The organism is Paracoccus sp. (in: a-proteobacteria) (assembly GCF_030538655.1).
Classification (GTDB): Bacteria; Pseudomonadota; Alphaproteobacteria; order Rhodobacterales; family Rhodobacteraceae; genus Paracoccus.
Map to the genome: position 1 here is coordinate 63722 of NZ_JAUNTO010000012.1, position 19275 is coordinate 82996.

Below are 19275 nucleotides of genomic sequence, written 5' to 3' on the forward strand. Positions count from 1 at the left end.
GTTCGTGGATGCTGACCGTCTGCTGATTCACGTCTGATGAATGTGCTATGAACACTGCTGACGCAATCACGGGTGACAGGGTGGCTGCCGACCGTGCAGTGCGGGCGGCGGGTGTGATTGAGGTGCCGCCGGTTATTCTTTATGGCGCGCTGCGATCCGGCACGACCATGCTGCGGCTGATGCTGGATATGCACCCGCAGTTATCCTGCCCGACCGAGGCGGATTTCCTGTTCGATCACCTGCGGCCATCCGGTGGCGGCTGGATTCTGGATCGTAACCGCCTGCTGGGCGACCGGATTTTTATGCAGTCTTCTATTGCGCCGCCCCTCAGCCATCACGGCCAGCCTGCGGTGGCGGCGATGGTCGCGGCACTGGCGGCGAAAAAGCCGCAGGCACGGCTGATTCTGTTGCTGCATCGCGGGCTGGATGCCGCGCTGGCGCTGTTGCCCGATGCCCATGTCATCCACCTTGTCCGCGATCCGCGCGATGTGGCGATCTCGTCTGTTCGGATGGGCTGGGCGGGGGATGTGTATCATGCCGCGCAGCATTGGGTCGCAACCGAACATGACTGGGACAGCGCGGCCACCGATCTGGCTGGCAGGCCGGTGGCGGTGCTGCATTTCGAACAACTGGTCGATGAGCCCAGGGAACAGCTCGCACGCCTGTGCGATTTTCTGGGTGTCGGCTTTGATCCGGCGATGTTGCACTTTCACGAAACATCCAGCTATCGCCCGGTCGATTCGTCCTCGTCCTTTCGATGGCAGCGGAACGCCAGGCTGTCGGATGTCGCCCTGATTGAAAGTGCTGTCGGTCCGCTGATCGCGGGGCGGGGCTATTCGCGCAGTCAGGCCGAGCCGGTGCGGCTGACACGGGCCCGGCTGCTGTGGGTCAAGCTGCGCGGCAAGGCCAAGCGGCTGGGGTTCCGCATCGACCGCTATGGCCTGCGCGATACGCTGCTGGAAAGCGCCTCGAACCGGCTGGGCCTGCCATGGCTGGGGCGCAATGCGCGGCTGCGGATTATGCAGGAAGACCTGCGCCATCTGGAATAAGCGACCCCGCCACCCGCTGACCTTGCCCCGGCATCCCGGCACATAAAGCCGTGCCCGCCCTGTCCATACGGCGGGCGCGGCATTGGGCGCAGGTGGTGGCGGAACCCTGCACCGTCTCTGGCGTTGTCTTTTCAACCAGCAGGAGAGGCAATATGTCCCATAATCCGAATCCCGAAAAACAGACCCGCAAGCACAGCCCTGCCTTACTGGCGATTCTGGTGGCGCTGGTCGTTGCGGCAATGGTGTTTTTTGTGTTTGGCGGCTCGGACCCGTCCCCCGATGATCTGACACAGGTCGAGGTGCCGCAAACGGGTCAGGCCGCGGGCACTGACACGACCCCGCCCACCCCCGCGGTCGAGCCGACGCCGGGCGATGAACCGCCGCAGGCCGAGGGTCAGCCCGCCACCTCGCCCCCTGATGAGACACTGCCCACAGCACTGTCGAACTGATGCGCAGGGTGCCTGCACGCTGACGCTTTCGTGAAACTCGCGCACCCGTGACTTTGGGCGCGGGTTTTGCGATAGAGACGAAAAGCTTTTCAAATCATCCGGGGGCAGGGTGCGTCAGGCAACGAAACTTCTTTTGGGGCTGGTTCTGGCCGTCATGGCCGCTTGTGGTCCCGCGCCGCAGCAGCGGGCGTCCGGTCCGGCGGTTATGGCAGGTAGCGTGCCGACCACAGTGCCGCAACTGGGCGACCGCGCGCCGCATCCATGGATCGGCGGTCATCCCTATGCCCATCCGGTGCATGGCATCGACGTGTCACGCTGGCAGGGCAGTGTTGACTGGAACCGCGTGCGTAATGCCGGTGTCAGCTTTGTGTTCATCAAGGCGACCGAGGGCGGCGACCACGCCGACCCGAACTTCCGCCGTTACTGGTATGAAACCGCACAGGCCCGCATCCCGCGCGGGGCCTATCATTATTTTTACTTCTGCCGCTCGGGGCGTCAGCAGGCGGAGTGGTTCATTCGTAACGTGCCGCGCGAACGCGGCGCGCTGCCGCCGGTGCTGGATCTGGAATGGACGGCATCGCGCACCTGCCCGCGCCGCCCGCCCAGCCACGAGGTTCTGCGCGAGGCCAAGATCTTCAAGGACATCCTGCATCAGCACTATGGTCAGCGGCCGATCATCTACACCACGGTCGATTTCTATCGTGACAATGACATGCGGTCCTGGCCCGAAGAATTCTGGCTGCGCAGCGTCGCGGGCCACCCGCGCATCGTCTATCCGGGGCAACGCTGGACCTTCTGGCAATACAGCGGCACCGGCATCGTGCCGGGGATCAGCGGCGATGTCGATCTGAACGTCTTTGCCGGCTCGCCCGCGCAATGGCGGCAATATCTGAACCAGCGACTGCAACGATGACGACCAGCGATTCCCTGCCGCGCGCCAACCGCCGCCTGCGGCTGGGCATCGAATTTGCGCTGCTGTATGTCGGCGCCCCGTTGGCGATTGCGCTGTTTCTGCCGCCGCGGCAGATGTTTTCGGCGCTGTTTCTGCTGACACTGGCCGGGCTGGTTCTGCTGCATTGCACGGGTGGGTTCGACTGGCGGTCGCTGCTGCGCGGCTGGCGCCAGATTCCGTGGCGCGAGGCAGCGGTTCTGGCCGCTGTCACCTTGGTCAGCGGTATCGTTATCTTGTGGTTGTCGGGGCGGCAGGACGCGATTTTTAATATTCTGCGGGTGCAGCCCGAAATGCTGCTGATGATCTGGGCGTTATATCCGCTGCTGTCCGCTTTGCCGCAGGAACTGATCTTTCGCCCGCTGTTCTATCACCGCTATGGCAGCCTGTTTGCCAGCCGCAAACAGGCGCTGATGGTGAACGCGGCGGTCTTTTCCTTTGCACATCTGATGTATTGGTCGGCCATCGTCTTGCTGATGACCTTTGTCGGCGGCTGGATTTTCGGTCGCGCCTATCTGAAACATGGCTTTCCGGCGGCCTGGCTGCTGCACGCCATTGCCGGGAATATCATCTTTGCCGTCGGCATGGGGGTGTATTTCTGGTCCGGCAATGTTCAGCGCCCCTTCTGACGGTTGACTTTGCCGCGCGCCCGCGCCTTATGCGGGGGCTGAACAACCGGGATCTGACCATGCACGCCTATCGCAGCCACACCTGTGCCGATCTGACCGCCGCCCAAGCCGGGGAAACCGTCCGCCTGTCGGGCTGGGTCCATCGGGTCCGCGATCACGGGGGCGTGCTGTTCGTCGATCTGCGCGATCATTACGGCATGACGCAGGTGCTGGCCGACAGCGACAGTCCGGCCTTTGCCGCGATGGAACGCCTGCGCGCCGAAACCGTGGTGCGTATCGACGGGCGGGTGAAACTGCGCGATGCGTCCTTGGTGAACCCCAAACTGCCCACTGGCGAGATCGAGGTCTATGCGACCGGCGTCGAGGTGCTTGGCCCCGCCGAAGAACTGCCCCTGCCGGTGTTCGGCGATCAGGACTACCCCGAGGAAACGCGACTGGCTTACCGTTTCCTCGACCTGCGCCGCGAGTCGTTGCACAACAACATCATGCTGCGTTCGCGCGTGGTGAAATGGCTGCGCGACCGCATGTGGGAGGGCGGCTTTACCGAATTTCAGACGCCGATCATCACGGCCAGCAGCCCCGAGGGCGCGCGCGACTTTCTGGTGCCGTCGCGCCTGCATCCGGGCAAGTTCTACGCGCTGCCGCAGGCCCCGCAGCAGTTCAAACAGCTGATCATGGTCGCCGGTTTCGACCGCTATTTCCAGATCGCGCCCTGTTTCCGCGACGAAGATCCCCGCGCCGACCGCTCGCCCACCGACTTTTACCAGCTTGATCTAGAAATGTCCTTTGTCGATCAAGAGGATGTTTTTGCGGCCGTTCAGCCGGTCATTCAGGGTCTGTTCGAGGAATTCGGCGGCGGCCGCCGCGTCGATGCCGACTGGCCGCGCATCCCCTATGCGACCGCGATGCTGAAATACGGCAGCGACAAGCCCGACCTGCGCAACCCGATCGAGATGGTTGATGTGTCCGATCATTTCCGCGGTTCGGGCTTCGGCATTTTCGCCAAACTGTTGGAACAGGACGGCACCGAGGTCCGCGCCATTCCCGCGCCGACAGGCGGCAGCCGCAAGTTCGCGGACCGGATGAACGCCTTTGCCCAACAGCAGGGCCTGCCGGGCATGGGCTATATCTTCTGGCGCAAGGGTGATGCTGGGATGGAGGCCGCAGGTCCCATCGCCAAAGCCTTGGGTGACGCCCCGACCGAGGCCATCCGCACCCAACTGGGCCTGAACGAAGGCGACGCCGTGTTCTTCCTCGGTGGCAAGCCCGAGACTTTCGAGGCCGTCGCGGGCCGCGCCCGCAACGAAATCGGGCGCGAGCTTGGCCTGACCGACGAAAACCAGTTCAAATTCGCCTGGATCGTCGATTTCCCGATGTATGAGCGAAGCGACGAGGGCAAGATCGACTTTTCGCACAACCCGTTTTCCATGCCGCAGGGCGGGCTGAATGCGCTGAATGGCGATCCGCTTGCGGTCAAGGGGTATCAATACGACCTCGCCTGCAACGGCTATGAACTGGTCAGCGGCGCGATCCGCAACCACAAGCCCGAGATCATGTTCAAGGCGTTTGAACTGGCCGGCTATGGTCAGGACGAGGTGGAAAAGCGGTTCGGCGGCATGGTCAAGGCCTTTCGCTATGGCGCGCCCCCTCACGGTGGTTGCGCGGCGGGGATCGACCGCATCGTGATGCTGCTGGCCGATGAGCAGAACATCCGCGAGGTCATCATGTTCCCGATGAACCAGCGCGCCGAAGACCTGATGATGGGCGCGCCAAGCGAACCCACGAACGAACAGTTGCGCGAATTGCGTCTGCGGGTGCTGCCCAAGGAATAAGGCTCAGGCCAGCGCCAGATCCAGCGCGGCCTGACAATGGACCCGCGCGGTGTCGAAAACCGGCACCGCGACATTGCCCTGATGCAGCAGCATCCCGACCTCGGTGCAGCCAAGGATCAGACTGTCCGCCCCTTGCGCGATCAGCCGGGCGGCGATGGTTTCAAAGGCGACGCGGCTGGCCGGGGTGGTGATGTCGCGGCAAAGTTCGTCGTAAATGATGCGGTGGATCGTGGCGCGGTCAGCCGGCGACAGGATGACGGGCCGCAGCCCGGCGGCGATCAGGCAGTCGGTGTAGAAAGGTTGCTCCATCGTGAAGGCGGTCGTCATCAACCCCGGTGCGGCAGCCCTGCCGCAGTGATCTGCGCGGCGGTCGCGTCGGCGATATGCAGCAGCGGGATTGGCACGCCTGCCATCATCTGATCCGCAACCTTGTGCATGGTGTTGGTCGCCATAATCAGCAGATCCGCCCCGCCTGCCGTCAGTGCTTCAGGATCGCCGCCGCCCCGTCCCAATCCCCTGCGGCCTGCAACGCCGCAATGGGCGCGAAATCGACCGACCGGATCAGTAGTTCATGCGAATGCAGCCCGCCCGCCGATTTCGCGTCAGATCGCAGAGGGTGCGGTAATAGATCTGCGTCGAGGCGGCGGACATGCTGCCCGGAATGCCGATGGTTTTCATCTGTTCCTGTGTCCCCTGATATGGACAGGCTAGGGGCAGCTTTTGCGTGCAGGCCAGTTCCCCTGTGCGGGGTTGCCGGTCAAGAGGGGGGCGCTGTAGATATGGGCCGCACGCCCGTTTCAGTATGGACAGGTGCTGCCAGCCATGGCTCCTGTCGCTGTCGCTGTCGCTGTCGCTGTTCTGATCCGCGACGGCTGGCTGAGGATACCGTGGATCTGCGCCGTTGTGTTTACAGCTACTTTGGCGTCCGTTCTGCCCTCTGCCGCGTCAGGTCAGCGCCAGCCGCCCCCCTGCCAGCCGCGTCAGGCGGCCTTGCAGTTCCAGTGACAGGATCGCCGGGGTCAGCGTGGCCGCAGGCAGGCCGAGGTCGCGGATCAGGCTGTCCTCCTCGGTCGGGCTGGGCGAAAGCGACGACAGGATGCGGCGTTCCAGATCGGCCGGGGTTGGCAGCCCTTCGCGGGCGCGGGCCAGTGTGGCGGCGGCGCGGTCGCGTGATGATGCCGGATCGACGGCGGGGCCAGCGGGCACCACCACCATACGCGGGTGGTGCGGTGCGGGCGCGGGTTGCGCCGCCTGTTCCATATCACGCTGCGGGGCATTCGCCAGCGCCTCGGCCACATCGGCGGCGCTGCGCACCAGCGTTGCGCCATCGCGGATCAGCGTGTTGCAGCCCGCCGCGCGTGCATCCATCGGGTGTCCGGGCACGGCCATCACCTCGCGCCCCTGATCCAGCGCGGCCTTGGCGGTAATCAGACTGCCCGAGCGGTGCGCTGCCTCGATCACCACAACGGCGCGGGACAGGCCCGACACGATGCGGTTGCGCATCGGGAAATGCCGCGCCATCGGTTCGGTGCCCGGCGGCTGTTCCGACACCAGCGCGCCGCGTTCGGCGATTTGCGCCGCCAGAACGTTGTTTTCCGACGGATAAATCACGTCGATGCCGCCCGCCATCACGGCCACGGTGCCGCTGTCCAGCGCGGCGTTATGGGCGGCGGTGTCGATGCCGCGCGCCAGACCGGCCACAACGCAATGCCCGGTCTCGCCCAGCCCCATGGCCATGCTGCGCGCCATGCGCAGCCCCAGCGACGAGGCATTGCGTGCCCCGATCACCGCGATCGGATCGGCGGTCAGCCATTTCACATCGCCCCGCAGCCACAGCACCGGCGGGGCACCGTCGATGTCGCGCAGTGCGGAGGGATAATCGGCGCTGTCCCAGCGAATCAGCCATGCCCCGGCCCGGCGCCCGGCGTTCAGTTCTGCCGCCGCCACGCCTTCGGGGCAGGGGGCATAGCTGTCCATTCCGGCGGCACGCGCCACCTCGGGCAACGCCTCCAGTGCGGCACGCACCGAGCCATGTTCCGCAATCAGTCGATAAAACGTCGCCGGCCCCACGCGGCGCGAGCGGATGAGACGGAGGACGCAGAGATCGTCTTCCTTCGTGGTGGGTGGGGTGTTGGGGGTGTCGAAAGAAAACATCCCGATACCTTGCTGCCCTCGTCTCATCCTGAGCGCAGGCATAACCGGCGAATGGTTAACAAAACGTTAGCGGAATCGATTCTTTTCGCCCGCAGCGCGAAAATTTACGCGGCAGATCCGCCCACCGTCAGCCCGCCGATCATCAGCGTGGGCTGGCCGACGCCGACCGGAACCCATTGTCCCTGCTTGCCGCAATTGCCAATGCCGGGGTCCAGCACCATGTCATTGCCGATGGCGCGCACCTGTTTCAGCGCGCTGGCCCCGTCGCCGATCAGTGTCGCACCGCGAATCGGATCGCCGACAACGCCGTTTTTCACCCGATAGGCTTCAGTGCAGGAAAAGACGAACTTGCCGTTGGTGATGTCCACCTGTCCGCCGCCGAATCCAACCGCATAGATGCCGTCCCGCAGATCCGCCAGAATCGCCGCCGGGTCGGCATCGCCGCCGGGCATATAGGTGTTGGTCATCCGCGGCATCGGGGCATGGGCGAAACTTTCGCGGCGTCCATTGCCGGTCGGCGTCACGCCCATCAGCCGGGCGTTCATGCGATCTTGCAGATAGCCGACCAGAATCCCGTCCTCGATCAGCACGTTGCGCGCGGGCGGCGTGCCCTCGTCGTCGATGGCGATCGAGCCGCGCCGCCCCGGAATCGTACCGTCATCCACTACGGTCACGCCGGGGGCGGCGATGCGCTGGCCCATCAGCCCGGCAAAGGCCGACGCCTGTTTGCGGTTGAAATCGCCTTCCAGCCCGTGGCCCACTGCCTCGTGCAGCAGGATGCCGGGCCAGCCGGGGCCAAGAACCACATCCATCACCCCCGCAGGCGCAGGCACGGCGCGCAGGTTCACCAGCGCGATGCGCAGCGCCTCGTCCGCCTGGGCGCGCCAATGCGCCGGTTCCAGCAGCTCGGCCAGCGGCATCCGCCCGCCGCCGCCGGTGCTGCCCGATTCGCGGCGGTCGTTGTTTTCGGCGATAACGGTGATCGACAGCCGCGCCATCGGCCGGATGTCGGTGGCCAGCCCGCCTTCGGGGCGCAGAATCGCCACCTCTTGCAGCGAGGTGGCGATGGCCGCCGTCATCTGCACCACACGTGGATCGGCAGCGCGGGCATAGGCGTCGATTTCACGCAGCACCGCGACCCGCTGCGCAAAGCTGACGCCCTCGGCCGGGTCGATGGCGGGATACATGCTGACCGGGCGCATCGGCGCGGCTTCGGCGGCTACGCCGCCGCCCGCACCCACCGCCAGCCGTGCGGTTTCTGCGGCGCGGCGCAGGGCGGGCAGGCTGATCTCGGTCGAATGGGCATAGCCGGTGGTGCCACCGCGCACGGCGCGTAACCCGAACCCCTCGCCCGCCGCATAACCGGCGCTGCGCAACCGGCCATCGTCCAGCACCAGCGTTTCCGACAGGCTGCGTTCCAGAAACAATTCGCCATCATCGGCCCCTGCCACGGCGTCGCGCAGCACCGCCAGCGCGGCCTCGCGATCCAGATGCTGGGCGAAGGGGTCAAATGCGGCGCGGCTCATGCGTGGGGGCCTTTCGGAAAAGATGATCTTGGGCATCGGGCACAGGTATGACTTGCCGGATAGATCGATATATGGTCATAAATCCCAAAGGATGAAAGGGACAGGGGCGGCAAATTGCCGCAACCGGCCCGGCGCTTGTCCGATAAGGCAGCGCCCAGCGAACGGGATGGGACAATGGCAATAGCGATGATTCGCAAGGCTTTGGCGGCGGGAACGGGGCTGACCGCAGCTTTGACGGCGGGGATGGTGCACGCGCAGGACGTGCTGGGCGATCTGCCCACCATCGGCAAGCCGCACGCACGCGGCATAGGTTTTCAGGAGCCGGTGACAGAAATCGCGCGCCAACAGCAATGGCTGGATCATTTTGTTCTGATTATCATTACGGTCATCACGATCTTTGTCTGTCTGTTGCTGCTGTTCGTCATCGTTCGTTACAACAGCCGCAGCAACCCGACCCCGGCTAACTTCACCCATAACACGCCGCTGGAAATCGGCTGGACGCTGATTCCGGTGCTGATCCTGATCGCCATCGGCGTATTTTCGCTGCCCAAGCTGTTCTATTCGCAGGAAATGCCGGAAAACCCGGATGTGGTTATCAAGACCATCGGCAACCAGTGGTTCTGGTCCTATGAATACCCTGACAACGGCATTGCCTTTGATGCGATCATGCTGTCCAAGGACGAACTGGCTGATTACGGCTATGCCGAAGATGAATATCTGCTGGCCACCGACAATGCCATGGTGGTGCCGGTCGGTCAGAACGTGCTGTTGCAGGTGACCGCGAATGACGTGATCCACAGCTGGACCATCCCCGCCTTTGCGATCAAGCAGGACGGTGTGCCGGGCCGGATCGCGCAGGCGTGGTTCAACGTGGACAAAGAGGGTATCTATTTCGGCCAATGCAGCGAGCTGTGCGGCATCAACCACGCCTATATGCCCATCGTTGTCAAAGCCGTTCAGCCCGAGGTTTACGCCGCATGGGTTGCCGAACAGGGGGGGACCATGCCGGGCGTCGAGGCCGATTTCGCCCCCGCCAGCGCCGAGTCTGCTTTTGATGAAGGCGAAGAATCCGCTGTGGCCGAAGTGCCTGTCTCGGAAGACCCCGTAGCCGGGGAGCCTGTGGCAGAGACTGCACCCGAGGCCGAGGCCCAGCCCGCCGCAGCCCCTGCCGGGGAAGCCGCCGCGCCCGCAGCAGAACCGTCAGCCGATGCTGAATCTGCCACAGAACCCGCGGCGGCATCGCAGGATGCCCCGCCTGCCGCCGAAGAACCGGCCCAGGAACCCGCTGTAACGGTCGAACCCACCGACGCGCCGGACGCTGCGCCTGCGGCCACCAACTGATCTGAAACGGACCTATGACCGACGTTCGTGTATATGACAGCGCCCCCGAGGCCCAGTTCGGCGATTATGTTGCGCTGCTGAAACCGCGCGTCATGTCGCTGGTGGTGTTTACGGCGTTCGTGGGTCTATGGGTGGCGCCGGTGTCGGTGCATCCTTTCGTCGCCTTTTGCAGCGTGCTGTTTATCGCGCTTGGGGGCGGTGCTTCGGGTGCGCTGAACATGTGGTATGACGCCGACATCGACGCGGTGATGCGCCGTACGCAGGGCCGCCCGATCCCCTCGGGCCGTATCGCCCGGCCCGAGGCGCTGGCCGTAGGACTGGCGTTGTCGGGCATCGCCGTGCTGATGCTGGGGCTGGCGGCCAACTGGTTTGCTGCCGCCTTTCTGGCGTTCACGATCTTTTTCTATGCCGTGGTTTACACCATCTGGCTCAAACGTAGCACGCCGCAGAATATCGTTATCGGCGGTGCTGCCGGGGCGTTTCCGCCGATGATCGGCTGGGCCTGCGCCACCGGCGGGATCAGCATCGAATCGCTGCTGATGTTCGCGCTGATCTTTTTCTGGACGCCGCCGCATTTCTGGGCCCTGGCGCTGTTCATGAAGGAAGATTACCACAAGGCCGGGGTGCCGATGCTGACCGTCACCCATGGCCGGGCTGCGACCCGTCGCCACATCTTTGCCTATACGCTGGTGCTGGCCCCCTTTGCGCTGTGGCTGGGCTTTACCAGCATCGGCGGGCCGATTTATCTGGCGGTGTCCATCGTGCTGAACGCGCTGTTCATCGCCGGGGGCTGGCGGATTCTGCGCCGGTCCGAGGAACAGGCTACGGCAGATAACTATCGGGTCGAGAAATCTTATTTCCGCCTGTCGCTGTATTACACCTTCCTGCATTTCGCCGCACTACTGGCGCAATCTGTCATGGGGGGCTGGTAGGATGGGGGCGTTCCGGGCCGAACATGAGCTGCATCGCCGGCGCTGGTCGCGTAATGCCGGGCTGGCCGTGGTGCTGGCGCTGTTCGTGGCAATCGTCTTTGGCCTGACCGTCGTCAAGGTCAGGGTGGGCGAGGGGAATATGCTGAAAGGCTATGACCACCGGGTGCAGGACAGCACCTATCTGCCCCCACCCGAACCGCATGAGATGAATCCGCAATCGCAGGCAGGCCAATGACCGACAGACCGCAGCCCAATCATATGAAAACCGTCTGGTATCTGCTGGGCCTTGTCGTGTTCATGGGCGCGATGGCCTGGGCGGCGGTGCCGTTTTATGACTGGTTCTGCCGCGTCACCGGCTATGGCGGCACGACCCAGCGCGCGGAATCGGCCTCGGAAACCGTGGTTGATCAGGTCGTGCGGGTGCGGTTCGACGCCAATACTGACCGCAATCTGGACTGGACCTTTCGGCCGATGCAGAACCGCGTTGATCTGAAAATCGGTGAAACCGCGCTGGTCTTTTATGAAGCGACCAACAATTCCGATGAACCGATCACCGGCACGGCCAGCTTTAACGTCGCGCCCGAGGTGGCGGGGTATTTCTTCGACAAGGTAGAATGCTTCTGCTTTACCGAACAGACCCTGCAACCGGGCGAGCGGATGGAAATGCCCGTCACCTTCTACGTCAACCCCGACATCGTTGGGGATCGTGACGCGGGCTGGGTGCGGGACATCACGCTGTCATATACCTTTCACCGCACCGATCCGCCGCGCGCCACACAGGCCGCGCTGCCGGTCGATGCTGCGGCCAATTTGAACTGATGACGCCAACCATAACCTAAAGGGACGGGGCACATATGGCACATGCGAAGAACCACGATTACCACATCCTGCCGCCCTCGGTCTGGCCGTTCATGGGGGCTATTGCCGCGTTTCTGATGCTGTATGGCGCGGTCGGCTGGATGTCCACCGAGGATGTGCGCCTGATTGGCATCCCGGTCAACGGGCCGTGGCTGTTCCTGATCGGTCTGGTGGCGACGCTGTATGTCATGTTCGGCTGGTGGGCCGATGTGGTGCATGAAGGCGAAACCGGCGATCATACCCCGGTGGTGCGGATCGGCCTGCAATACGGCTTTATCCTGTTTATCATCTCCGAGGTGATGTTCTTTGCGGCATGGTTCTGGAACTGGTTCAAGAACGTGCTGTATCCGATGGGGCCAATGTCGCCGATTCAGGATGGCGTCTGGCCGCCCGCCGGGATCGTGCCCTTTGATCCGTGGCATCTGCCGTTCATCAACACCGTGATCCTGCTGCTGTCGGGTGTCGCCGTGACCTGGGCGCACCATGCGCTGGTGCATGACAACGACCGCCAAACCACCATCCGCGGTTTGACCGTCGCCGTCATTCTGGGTGTCGCCTTCAGCATCCTTCAGGCTTATGAATACAGCCACGCCGCCTTTGGGCTGGCCGACACCGCCTATGCCAGCGGCTTTTATCTGGCGACCGGCTTTCACGGCTTTCACGTCATCGTCGGCACCATCTTTCTGCTGGTTTGCCTGATTCGTCTGATGAAAGGTCAGATGACCCAGAAACAGCACGTCGGGTTCGAGGCCGCTGCGTGGTATTGGCACTTTGTTGATGTGGTCTGGCTGTTCCTGTTCTTCTCGGTTTATGTCTGGGGCCGGTAAGGCACCGCATCATCGCTGAAACGGGCGCGGGGCCAAATCCCGCGCCTTTTCATTGGGAACCCGACCATGCGCCGTTATATCTTTCCCGTTCTTGTCGGCGTCATCGGCTGTGCCATCCTGATCACGCTTGGCGTCTGGCAATTGCAGCGTATGGCGTGGAAAGAGGCGATGCTGGCCGATATTCAGGCCAGCATTGACGCCGCGCCGGTGCCTTTGCCTGCCAGCCCCGACCCGTCGATGAAATACCTGCCGGTGATGGTCAGCGGCACCACCACCGGGCAGGAAATCAACGTGCTGTCGGGCGACCGAGAACTGGGCGGCGGTTATCAGGTGGTGTCGGCCTTTGTCACCGATGACGGGCGGCGGATTATGGTGGACCGCGGTTTCGTGCCGCAGCAGGCGCGTCATCAGGATCGCCCGCCGGTGCATCTGGCCGTTCGTGGCAACCTGCACTGGCCCGATGAAAAGGGCAGCGCGACGCCCGACCCGAACCTGACCGAAAACATCTGGTTCGCCCGCGATGTGCCCGCCATGGCCGCGCTGCTGGACACTGACCCCGTTCTGGTCGTCGCTGCCGCCGTTCAGGGCGACACGCAGGGCGTGCGCCCGATCCCCGTCGCCATCGAGGGAATTCCGAACAACCACCTGTCTTATGCCGTGCAATGGTTCCTGATCGCGGCCACATGGGCAGGGATGACAGGGGCGCTGATCTGGCGTATCAGACAGCGCACTTATTAAAGGGAACGTGGATGCGGTATGTTTCGACGCGGGGTCAGGCCCCGGTGCTGGATTTCGAACAGGCGATGCTGACCGGGCTGGCGCGCGACGGCGGCCTTTATCTGCCCGAGGCGGTGCCGGTGCTGGACGATCTGGCCGCCTTTGACGGGCTGTCGTATGAGAACGCCGCGTTTCGCATTCTGAAACCCTTTACCGGCGACAGTTTTACCGATGACGAATTGCGCGGCGCCATCACCCGTGCCTATGCCGGTTTCGGCCATATTGCCCGCGCCCCGCTGACGCAGCTTGCGCCCGGTCATTTCCTGCTGGAACTGTTCCACGGCCCGACGCTGGCCTTCAAAGACTTTGCCATGCAGCTGATCGGGCAGTTGTTCCAGATCGCCCTGGCGCGGTCGGGTCAGCGCATCACCATCGTCGGCGCGACCAGCGGCGACACCGGGTCAGCGGCGATCGAGGCGTTCCGGGGCCTGCCCAATGTCGATGTGTTCATCCTGTTCCCGCATGGCCGCGTCAGCGAAGTGCAGCGTCGTCAGATGACCACGCCGCCGGATGCCAACGTCCACGCGCTGGCGCTGGACGGGCATTTCGATGACTGTCAGGCGCGGCTGAAGGATCTGTTCAACGACCATGATTTCCGCGACAGCGTGGGTCTGGCTGGGGTGAACAGCATCAACTGGGGCCGGGTGCTGGCGCAGATCGTTTACTATGTCACGGCGGCGGTCAGCCTTGGTGCGCCGGGGCGGCAGGTGGATTTCACCGTCCCGACCGGCAATTTCGGCGACATCTTTGCCGGGTCCATCGCGCGGCAGATGGGCGTGCCAATCCGCCGCCTTGTGGTGGCGACGAACCAGAATGACATCCTGCACCGCGCTTTGACCACCGGCGATTATCGCACCGGCAGTGTCGAGCCGTCGATCAGCCCCTCGATGGATATTCAGGTCAGCAGCAACTTTGAACGTGCTCTGTATCTGGCCTATGGCGGTGACGCGGGCGCGATCCGTCAGCTGATGGATGAATTGAAAACCGGCGGGTTCAGCATCAGCCAGGGCGCGTTGCAGGCCCTGCGCGATCAATACGCCTCGGGCCGCGTGTCCGAGGATGAGACCCGCGCCATGATCCGCACGATCCGCGAGGAAACGGGGCAGGTGATCTGCCCGCATACCGCCGTCGGCGTCCATGTTGCGCGCCAGCATATCGAACCCGGCGTGCCGATGGTGACGCTGGCCACCGCCCATGCGGCGAAATTCCCCGATGCGGTGCAGGATGCCATCGGCCTGCGCCCCGCACTGCCGCCGCATATGGCCGGGCTGTTCGATCTGCCCGAACGCGTGACACGGGTTGAAAATGACAATGACGCGCTTAAATCGCTGATCCTTGAACGGAGGACAGCTTGACCGACCCATTCGTGCAGATTTCGACCCTTCCGAACGGCCTGCGTGTTGCGACCCGCACCATGCCGGGCCTGCATTCGGCCACCATCGGCATCTGGGTGAACGCCGGCGGCCGGGATGAGCGTGCCGAACAAAACGGCATCGCGCATTTTCTGGAACATATGGCCTTTAAAGGCACGCCCCGCCGCAGCGCCGTGCAGATTGCCGAGGCAATCGAGGATGTGGGCGGTTACATCAACGCCTATACCTCGCGCGATGTGACCGCCTATTATGCGCGCGTGCTGGACAGTGACGTCGATCTGGCCTTTGACGTGATTTCCGACATCGTGCTGAATCCGCTGTTCGACGACCGCGAGATCGAGGTGGAACGCGGCGTGATCCTGCAAGAGATCGGGCAGGCGCTGGATACACCCGACGATGTGATCTTTGACTGGCTGCAAGAGGCCGCCTATCCGGCGCAGGCGATGGGTCGCACCATCCTTGGCCCGGCGTCCTGCGTGACGCGGTTTGGTCGGGCCGATCTGTCGGGCTTTGTGGCCGAACATTATGGGCCGGGGCAGATGATCGTCGCAGCGGCGGGGGCGGTGGATCACGACCGCATCGTCCGGCTGGCAGAGGCGGTCTTTGGCCATCTGCCCGCCATCAGCATCAGCACGCGCGAAGGTGCGCGCTGGCAGGGTGGCGAATTACGGCGGCAGAAAAAGCTGGAACAGGCGCATTTCGCGCTGGCGCTGGAGGGGCCGTCTTATCTGGATGCCGATTTCTACCCGGCGCAAATCTTTTCCAGCGCGCTTGGCGGCGGCATGTCCTCGCGCCTGTTCCAGAAGATCCGCGAGGAACGCGGGCTGTGCTATACCATCTTTGCGCAATCGGGCTTTCACGACGACACTGGTATGATGACCATCTATGCGGGCACAGGCGGCGATCAGATCGCCGATCTGGCGAATCTGACCGTCGATGAAATCCGCCGCGCCGCCGATGACCTGTCCATGGCCGAGGTCGAACGCGCCAAGGCACAACTGCGCGCCGGGCTGTTGATGGGGCTGGAAAGCGCTTCGTCGCAGGCGGAACGGATGGCCCGGTCGCTGGCGATCTGGGGCCGCGTCCCCGACCCGGCCGAGGTGGCGCAACGCATTTCGACCGTGACGGTGCAGGATGTGCGGGCGCATGGTGAACGGCTGCTGGCAACGGCGCGTCCGGCGTTGGCCCTGTATGGCCCGGTGTCGCGCGCACCCGCCGTCGCCGCGCTGGCGGAGCGTCTGGCAGCGTGATGATCTGGCGGCGCACGTCGGTTCGGCTGGAAACCGAACGCATGATCCTGCGCCTGCCTGCTCATGCGGATTTCGTCGGCTGGAGCCGCCTGCGCGACACCAGCCGCGATTTCCTGACCCCGTGGGAACCCGTCTGGTCGCCCGATCACCTGACCCGCCGCAGCTTTACCAACCGTGTCTATTGGGCCGCCCGTGCCGCCCGCAGCGGCAGCGCGCTGCCGCTGTTCCTGATCCGCCGCGATGGTGTTCTGTTGGGCGCGATCACGCTGGACAACATCCGCCGCGGTCCGGCGCAGTCTGGCACCGTCGGGTATTGGATCGGGGCACCTTTCGCGCGGCAGGGTTACATGCGCGAGGCGATTGGTGCGCTGGTCCATCACGCTTTCACACAGATGGACCTGTCGCGGATCGAGGCCGCCTGCCTGCCTGAAAACGCCGCCTCGCGCGGGGTGCTGGAACGGTCGGGTTTCAAATACGAAGGCGTGGCGCAAAGCTATCTTCAGATCAACGGGCGTTGGCGCAACCATGTGCTGTATGCCAACCTGCGCAGCGACCGGCGCGGGCGCACTGACGTGCGATAAGCAAGGGCCGCCCCCGCAGCACGCTGTCAGCCCGGCACCGGGCGGTGTGTGCCCAGAAACGGGCCGTCGCCCGCATCCTGAATCCGGGCCTGTGCATGGGCGATGTCTTCGCGGATGACCGACATTTGCCAGGCGGTGGCGTGGATCATGCTGCTGTCGCTTTCGGCGATGGCGACATGGCCGGGCCAGAACAACAGATCGCCGCGCCGGATCGTGTCGGTCGGCGCAAAGGCGGCACGTTGCAGATCGCTGTCGCCGGGGCAGGGGATGTCGGCTGCCGTCAGCGCCGCCTGCACCAGACCGGAACAGTCGATCCCCCAATCGCTGTTGCCGCCCCACAGATAGGGGGTGCCGATCATCCGTTCGGCAATGGCGACCGGATCAGCGGCGGGATGGTTTGCGATATGCTGCACCGGCACCCAGCCCCCGGTCGCCAGCCGGGCAAAGTTGTTTTCGGTGGCCGTGACAGACAGGCGTGCACCGATGGACAGGGCATGTAGCTGATGGGTTTTCATGTCGGGTTCGGGGTAAACATGGGTCGCGGGGGCGCGGACGCGATGCGTGATCGCTGCGGCCGGATCGCTCAGCCCGCCGCTGCGCAGCCAGCCGCAATAGCCGTCCAGCGCCGCGCGGACAAAGGACCAGCCGTCGCGATCCTCGATCACGGTCAGGTCGGCCCCGAAGTTCAGCTGCCGGTCACGCGTGCCGCCGGGGGTGCGGCACAGGTCGGCCAGCGGCACGGCCAGCCGGGCGGGACGGCCTGCGGTGATGGTGGGGCGGGGGGCGCGGTCCTGCCAGCCCTCTAGCACGGTGCGGTCAGTGGCGGGGGTCAGGCGGCGATCCGGCGTCATCACAGCACCTGCGGCAGTGCGGCCAGAATGGCGCGCGCGCCTTGGCCGACGCCGCCCTTGGGGCGGCCTGGCGCGGCAGTGGGTTGCCAGCCGTAAATGTCGAAATGCGCGTATCGTTTCGCCCCCCCGGCAAAGCGGCGCAGGAACAGCGCGGCGGTGATCGACCCGGCCATGCCGCCTGATGGCGCGTTGTCCAGATCGGCAATACCGGGTTCGATCAGGGATTCGTAGGGTTCCCAGAACGGCATCCGCCAGATCGGGTCGGCCACCGTCACCGAGGCGCGCGCCAGTGCCGCAGACAGCGCATCATCATCGCAATAAAACGGCGGGATGTCGGGGCCAAGCGCCACCCGCGCCGCCCCGGTCAGCGTTGCCATCGAGATCATCAGATCGGGGCGTTCCTCGGCGCCAAAGGCCAGCGCGTCGGCCAGCACCAGCCGCCCTTCGGCATCGGTGTTGTTCACCTCGACCGTCAGTCCCTTGCGGCTGCGCAGGATGTCACCGGGGCGGATCGCATTGCCCGACACGGCGTTTTCCACCGCCGGGATCAGCACCCGCAGATTCATCTGCCGCGTCGCGCCGGTATCGGCCAGCATCTGCGCCAGCCCCAGCACGGTGGCCGCGCCGCCCATGTCCTTTTTCATCAGCCCCATCGAGGCACCGGGTTTCAGGTTCAGCCCGCCGGTGTCAAAACACACGCCCTTGCCGACCAGGGTCACTGCCGGGCCGCTGCCGCCCAGCCGCAGGTCGATCAGGCGTGGCGCGCGGTCGGGGGCGGCGGCACGACCGACGGCGTGGATCATCGGGAAACCCGCCTCAAGCAGCGCGTCGCCGGTGGTCACGCTGATTGCGGCCCCGATGCGGCGGGCCAGATCGGCGGCGGCATCGGCCAGATCCGCCGGTCCCATATCGGCGGCGGGGGTGTTAATCAGGTCGCGGGTCAGAAACTCGCCCGCCGCGATGGCCTGCGCCTGTGCGGCATCCACACCGTCTGGTGCGACCAGGCGGGCACGGGGCGCGGAAGAACCAGCATAGCGATCAAAGCGATACGCCGCCAGCAGCCAGCCAAGCGCCGCCTGATCGGGGTCAACCCCGCCCGGCAGATCGCCGGCCAGATACCAGTCGCCCGGCGGCAATGTCTCGGCCGCGCGGGCCAGCGCAAATCGCCCGCGCCCGGCCCGCGCCGGATCGCCAAGGCCGAACAGCGCCCCGCGTAACCCGCCGTTGCCATCCGGCAGCAGGCAGAGTTCGCCCGCCCTGGCCGTGAAACCCGCCGCCGCAGGCCAGTTGCCCGCATTTGCGGGCAGCGGCCCGTCCTTGACCACCAGCCACAGCGGGCGGGCATCGGGTGAGGGCGGGGCAAAGGCGGGGCTGGCGGTCATGCAATCCTCGGCAGGTGAAAACCATGCCAGATTAGCCATGTGCCGCCTTGCCTGCCAGCCCGTTGCGTCAGGCGAAATCGGCGCTGTCCCAGATTTGTGTCAGCGATCGGTTGCCGACCCGCATCAGCCGCGCCCGCACGGCGGACAACGCACCCGCATCACGTCGTTCCGCGCAGCCTGCCAGATCGGCGGCCACCCCCGCCAGCGAGGTCAGCCCCACCTGCCATGCCAGCCGTGACAGCCGGTCGGCCTGGGCTATGATATCGGCCAGATCGTCGCGGCCCACAGCATCGTCTATGGCGGTCAGCGCGGTTGCCAGCTGTTCCAGCGCAAGGCCGATAACGGTCTGTGCCGCCACCTCGCCCAGTTCGTTCACGATGTCGCCCACACGCCGCGCATCCACGCGCACAGGTTCGTTTACGGCCAAAGCCGTGACATGAGCCATTGCCCACCTCCAACAAAATCAGTGTCCCCACACGTCTGGGCAACATGGCGCGAAAGCGTGAAAAAAGGCT

The 19275-nt window shown here is 64.7% G+C and carries 21 protein-coding genes; 14 read left to right on the forward strand and 7 right to left on the reverse strand.

The window, feature by feature from the left end; all coding sequences use genetic code 11:
- Window positions 1–47: 47 nt before the first annotated feature.
- The 5 genes from Q4G22_RS09720 (at window position 48) to aspS (ending at window position 4908) form a co-directional block, all read left to right on the forward strand.
- Complete coding sequence (locus tag Q4G22_RS09720) at window positions 48–1049, forward strand: sulfotransferase (RefSeq protein ID WP_303385711.1); 1002 nt, start codon at window positions 48–50, stop codon at window positions 1047–1049.
- A 152-nt stretch (window positions 1050–1201) separates the two neighbouring features.
- Window positions 1202–1498 carry a hypothetical protein gene (locus tag Q4G22_RS09725; protein WP_303385712.1) on the forward strand — a complete coding sequence of 99 codons (297 nt, stop codon included), beginning with the start codon at window positions 1202–1204 and terminating at the stop codon, window positions 1496–1498.
- 154 nt (window positions 1499–1652) lie between these two features.
- Window positions 1653–2411, forward strand: a complete 759-nt coding sequence (locus tag Q4G22_RS09730) for a GH25 family lysozyme (RefSeq protein WP_303385753.1) — start codon at window positions 1653–1655, stop codon at window positions 2409–2411.
- Window positions 2408–3076, forward strand: coding sequence for a CPBP family glutamic-type intramembrane protease (locus Q4G22_RS09735; RefSeq protein WP_303385713.1), 669 nt, complete (start codon window positions 2408–2410; stop codon window positions 3074–3076). The genes Q4G22_RS09730 and Q4G22_RS09735 overlap by 4 nt, the downstream gene beginning before the upstream one ends.
- A gap of 59 nt (window positions 3077–3135) precedes the next feature.
- Window positions 3136–4908 carry an aspartate--tRNA ligase gene (gene aspS / locus Q4G22_RS09740; RefSeq protein WP_303385754.1) on the forward strand — a complete coding sequence of 591 codons (1773 nt, stop codon included), beginning with the start codon at window positions 3136–3138 and terminating at the stop codon, window positions 4906–4908.
- A gap of 3 nt (window positions 4909–4911) precedes the next feature.
- Here the strand turns inward: aspS and Q4G22_RS09745 are convergent, their stop codons facing one another.
- From Q4G22_RS09745 to tldD, 4 genes are all read right to left on the reverse strand, one after another.
- Window positions 4912–5235, reverse strand: coding sequence for an aspartate/glutamate racemase family protein (locus Q4G22_RS09745; protein ID WP_303385714.1), 324 nt, complete (start codon window positions 5233–5235; stop codon window positions 4912–4914).
- The gene (locus tag Q4G22_RS09750; RefSeq protein WP_303385715.1) at window positions 5235–5420 is read right to left on the reverse strand and encodes an aspartate/glutamate racemase family protein; all 186 of its coding nucleotides are present in this window, start codon (window positions 5418–5420) and stop codon (window positions 5235–5237) included. The genes Q4G22_RS09745 and Q4G22_RS09750 overlap by 1 nt, the downstream gene beginning before the upstream one ends.
- A gap of 433 nt (window positions 5421–5853) precedes the next feature.
- On the reverse strand, window positions 5854–7062 hold the full coding sequence (dprA, locus tag Q4G22_RS09755) for a DNA-processing protein DprA (RefSeq protein WP_303385716.1): 1209 nt from the start codon (window positions 7060–7062) through the stop codon (window positions 5854–5856).
- A 104-nt stretch (window positions 7063–7166) separates the two neighbouring features.
- Window positions 7167–8588 carry a metalloprotease TldD gene (tldD, locus tag Q4G22_RS09760; protein WP_303385717.1) on the reverse strand — a complete coding sequence of 474 codons (1422 nt, stop codon included), beginning with the start codon at window positions 8586–8588 and terminating at the stop codon, window positions 7167–7169.
- A 174-nt stretch (window positions 8589–8762) separates the two neighbouring features.
- Here tldD and coxB point away from each other — a divergent pair, with 174 nt between their 5' ends.
- From coxB to Q4G22_RS09805, 9 genes are all read left to right on the forward strand, one after another.
- Complete coding sequence (gene coxB, locus Q4G22_RS09765; RefSeq protein ID WP_368661469.1) at window positions 8763–9929, forward strand: cytochrome c oxidase subunit II; 1167 nt, start codon at window positions 8763–8765, stop codon at window positions 9927–9929.
- Window positions 9930–9943: 14 nt separating this feature from the next.
- A complete protein-coding gene (gene cyoE, locus Q4G22_RS09770) occupies window positions 9944–10861 on the forward strand; it encodes a heme o synthase (protein WP_303385718.1) in 918 nt (305 codons plus the stop codon).
- 1 nt (window position 10862) lies between these two features.
- Complete coding sequence (locus Q4G22_RS09775; RefSeq protein ID WP_303385719.1) at window positions 10863–11096, forward strand: hypothetical protein; 234 nt, start codon at window positions 10863–10865, stop codon at window positions 11094–11096.
- On the forward strand, window positions 11093–11680 hold the full coding sequence (locus Q4G22_RS09780) for a cytochrome c oxidase assembly protein (RefSeq protein WP_303385720.1): 588 nt from the start codon (window positions 11093–11095) through the stop codon (window positions 11678–11680). The genes Q4G22_RS09775 and Q4G22_RS09780 overlap by 4 nt, the downstream gene beginning before the upstream one ends.
- A gap of 35 nt (window positions 11681–11715) precedes the next feature.
- On the forward strand, window positions 11716–12546 hold the full coding sequence (locus Q4G22_RS09785) for a cytochrome c oxidase subunit 3 (RefSeq protein WP_303385721.1): 831 nt from the start codon (window positions 11716–11718) through the stop codon (window positions 12544–12546).
- Window positions 12547–12612: 66 nt separating this feature from the next.
- A complete protein-coding gene (locus Q4G22_RS09790; protein WP_303385722.1) occupies window positions 12613–13284 on the forward strand; it encodes an SURF1 family protein in 672 nt (223 codons plus the stop codon).
- Window positions 13285–13295: 11 nt separating this feature from the next.
- Window positions 13296–14678, forward strand: a complete 1383-nt coding sequence (gene thrC / locus Q4G22_RS09795; protein WP_303385723.1) for a threonine synthase — start codon at window positions 13296–13298, stop codon at window positions 14676–14678.
- The gene (locus Q4G22_RS09800; RefSeq protein ID WP_303385724.1) at window positions 14675–15946 is read left to right on the forward strand and encodes a pitrilysin family protein; all 1272 of its coding nucleotides are present in this window, start codon (window positions 14675–14677) and stop codon (window positions 15944–15946) included. The genes thrC and Q4G22_RS09800 overlap by 4 nt, the downstream gene beginning before the upstream one ends.
- On the forward strand, window positions 15946–16527 hold the full coding sequence (locus Q4G22_RS09805) for a GNAT family N-acetyltransferase (RefSeq protein WP_303385725.1): 582 nt from the start codon (window positions 15946–15948) through the stop codon (window positions 16525–16527). Before Q4G22_RS09800 ends, Q4G22_RS09805 begins: the two co-directional genes overlap by 1 nt.
- A 26-nt stretch (window positions 16528–16553) precedes the next feature.
- On the opposite strand, the gene Q4G22_RS09810 is transcribed toward Q4G22_RS09805, so the two are convergent.
- The 3 genes from Q4G22_RS09810 to Q4G22_RS09820 are packed head-to-tail and all read right to left on the reverse strand — an operon-like array spanning window position 16554 to window position 19205.
- Window positions 16554–17378: an NlpC/P60 family protein gene (locus tag Q4G22_RS09810; protein WP_368661470.1), complete on the reverse strand. Its 825-nt coding sequence runs from the start codon at window positions 17376–17378 to the stop codon at window positions 16554–16556.
- Window positions 17378–18799 carry a M17 family metallopeptidase gene (locus Q4G22_RS09815; RefSeq protein WP_303385727.1) on the reverse strand — a complete coding sequence of 474 codons (1422 nt, stop codon included), beginning with the start codon at window positions 18797–18799 and terminating at the stop codon, window positions 17378–17380. The genes Q4G22_RS09810 and Q4G22_RS09815 overlap by 1 nt, the downstream gene beginning before the upstream one ends.
- A 28-nt stretch (window positions 18800–18827) precedes the next feature.
- Window positions 18828–19205 carry a hypothetical protein gene (locus Q4G22_RS09820; protein WP_303385728.1) on the reverse strand — a complete coding sequence of 126 codons (378 nt, stop codon included), beginning with the start codon at window positions 19203–19205 and terminating at the stop codon, window positions 18828–18830.
- Window positions 19206–19275: the final 70 nt, after the last annotated feature.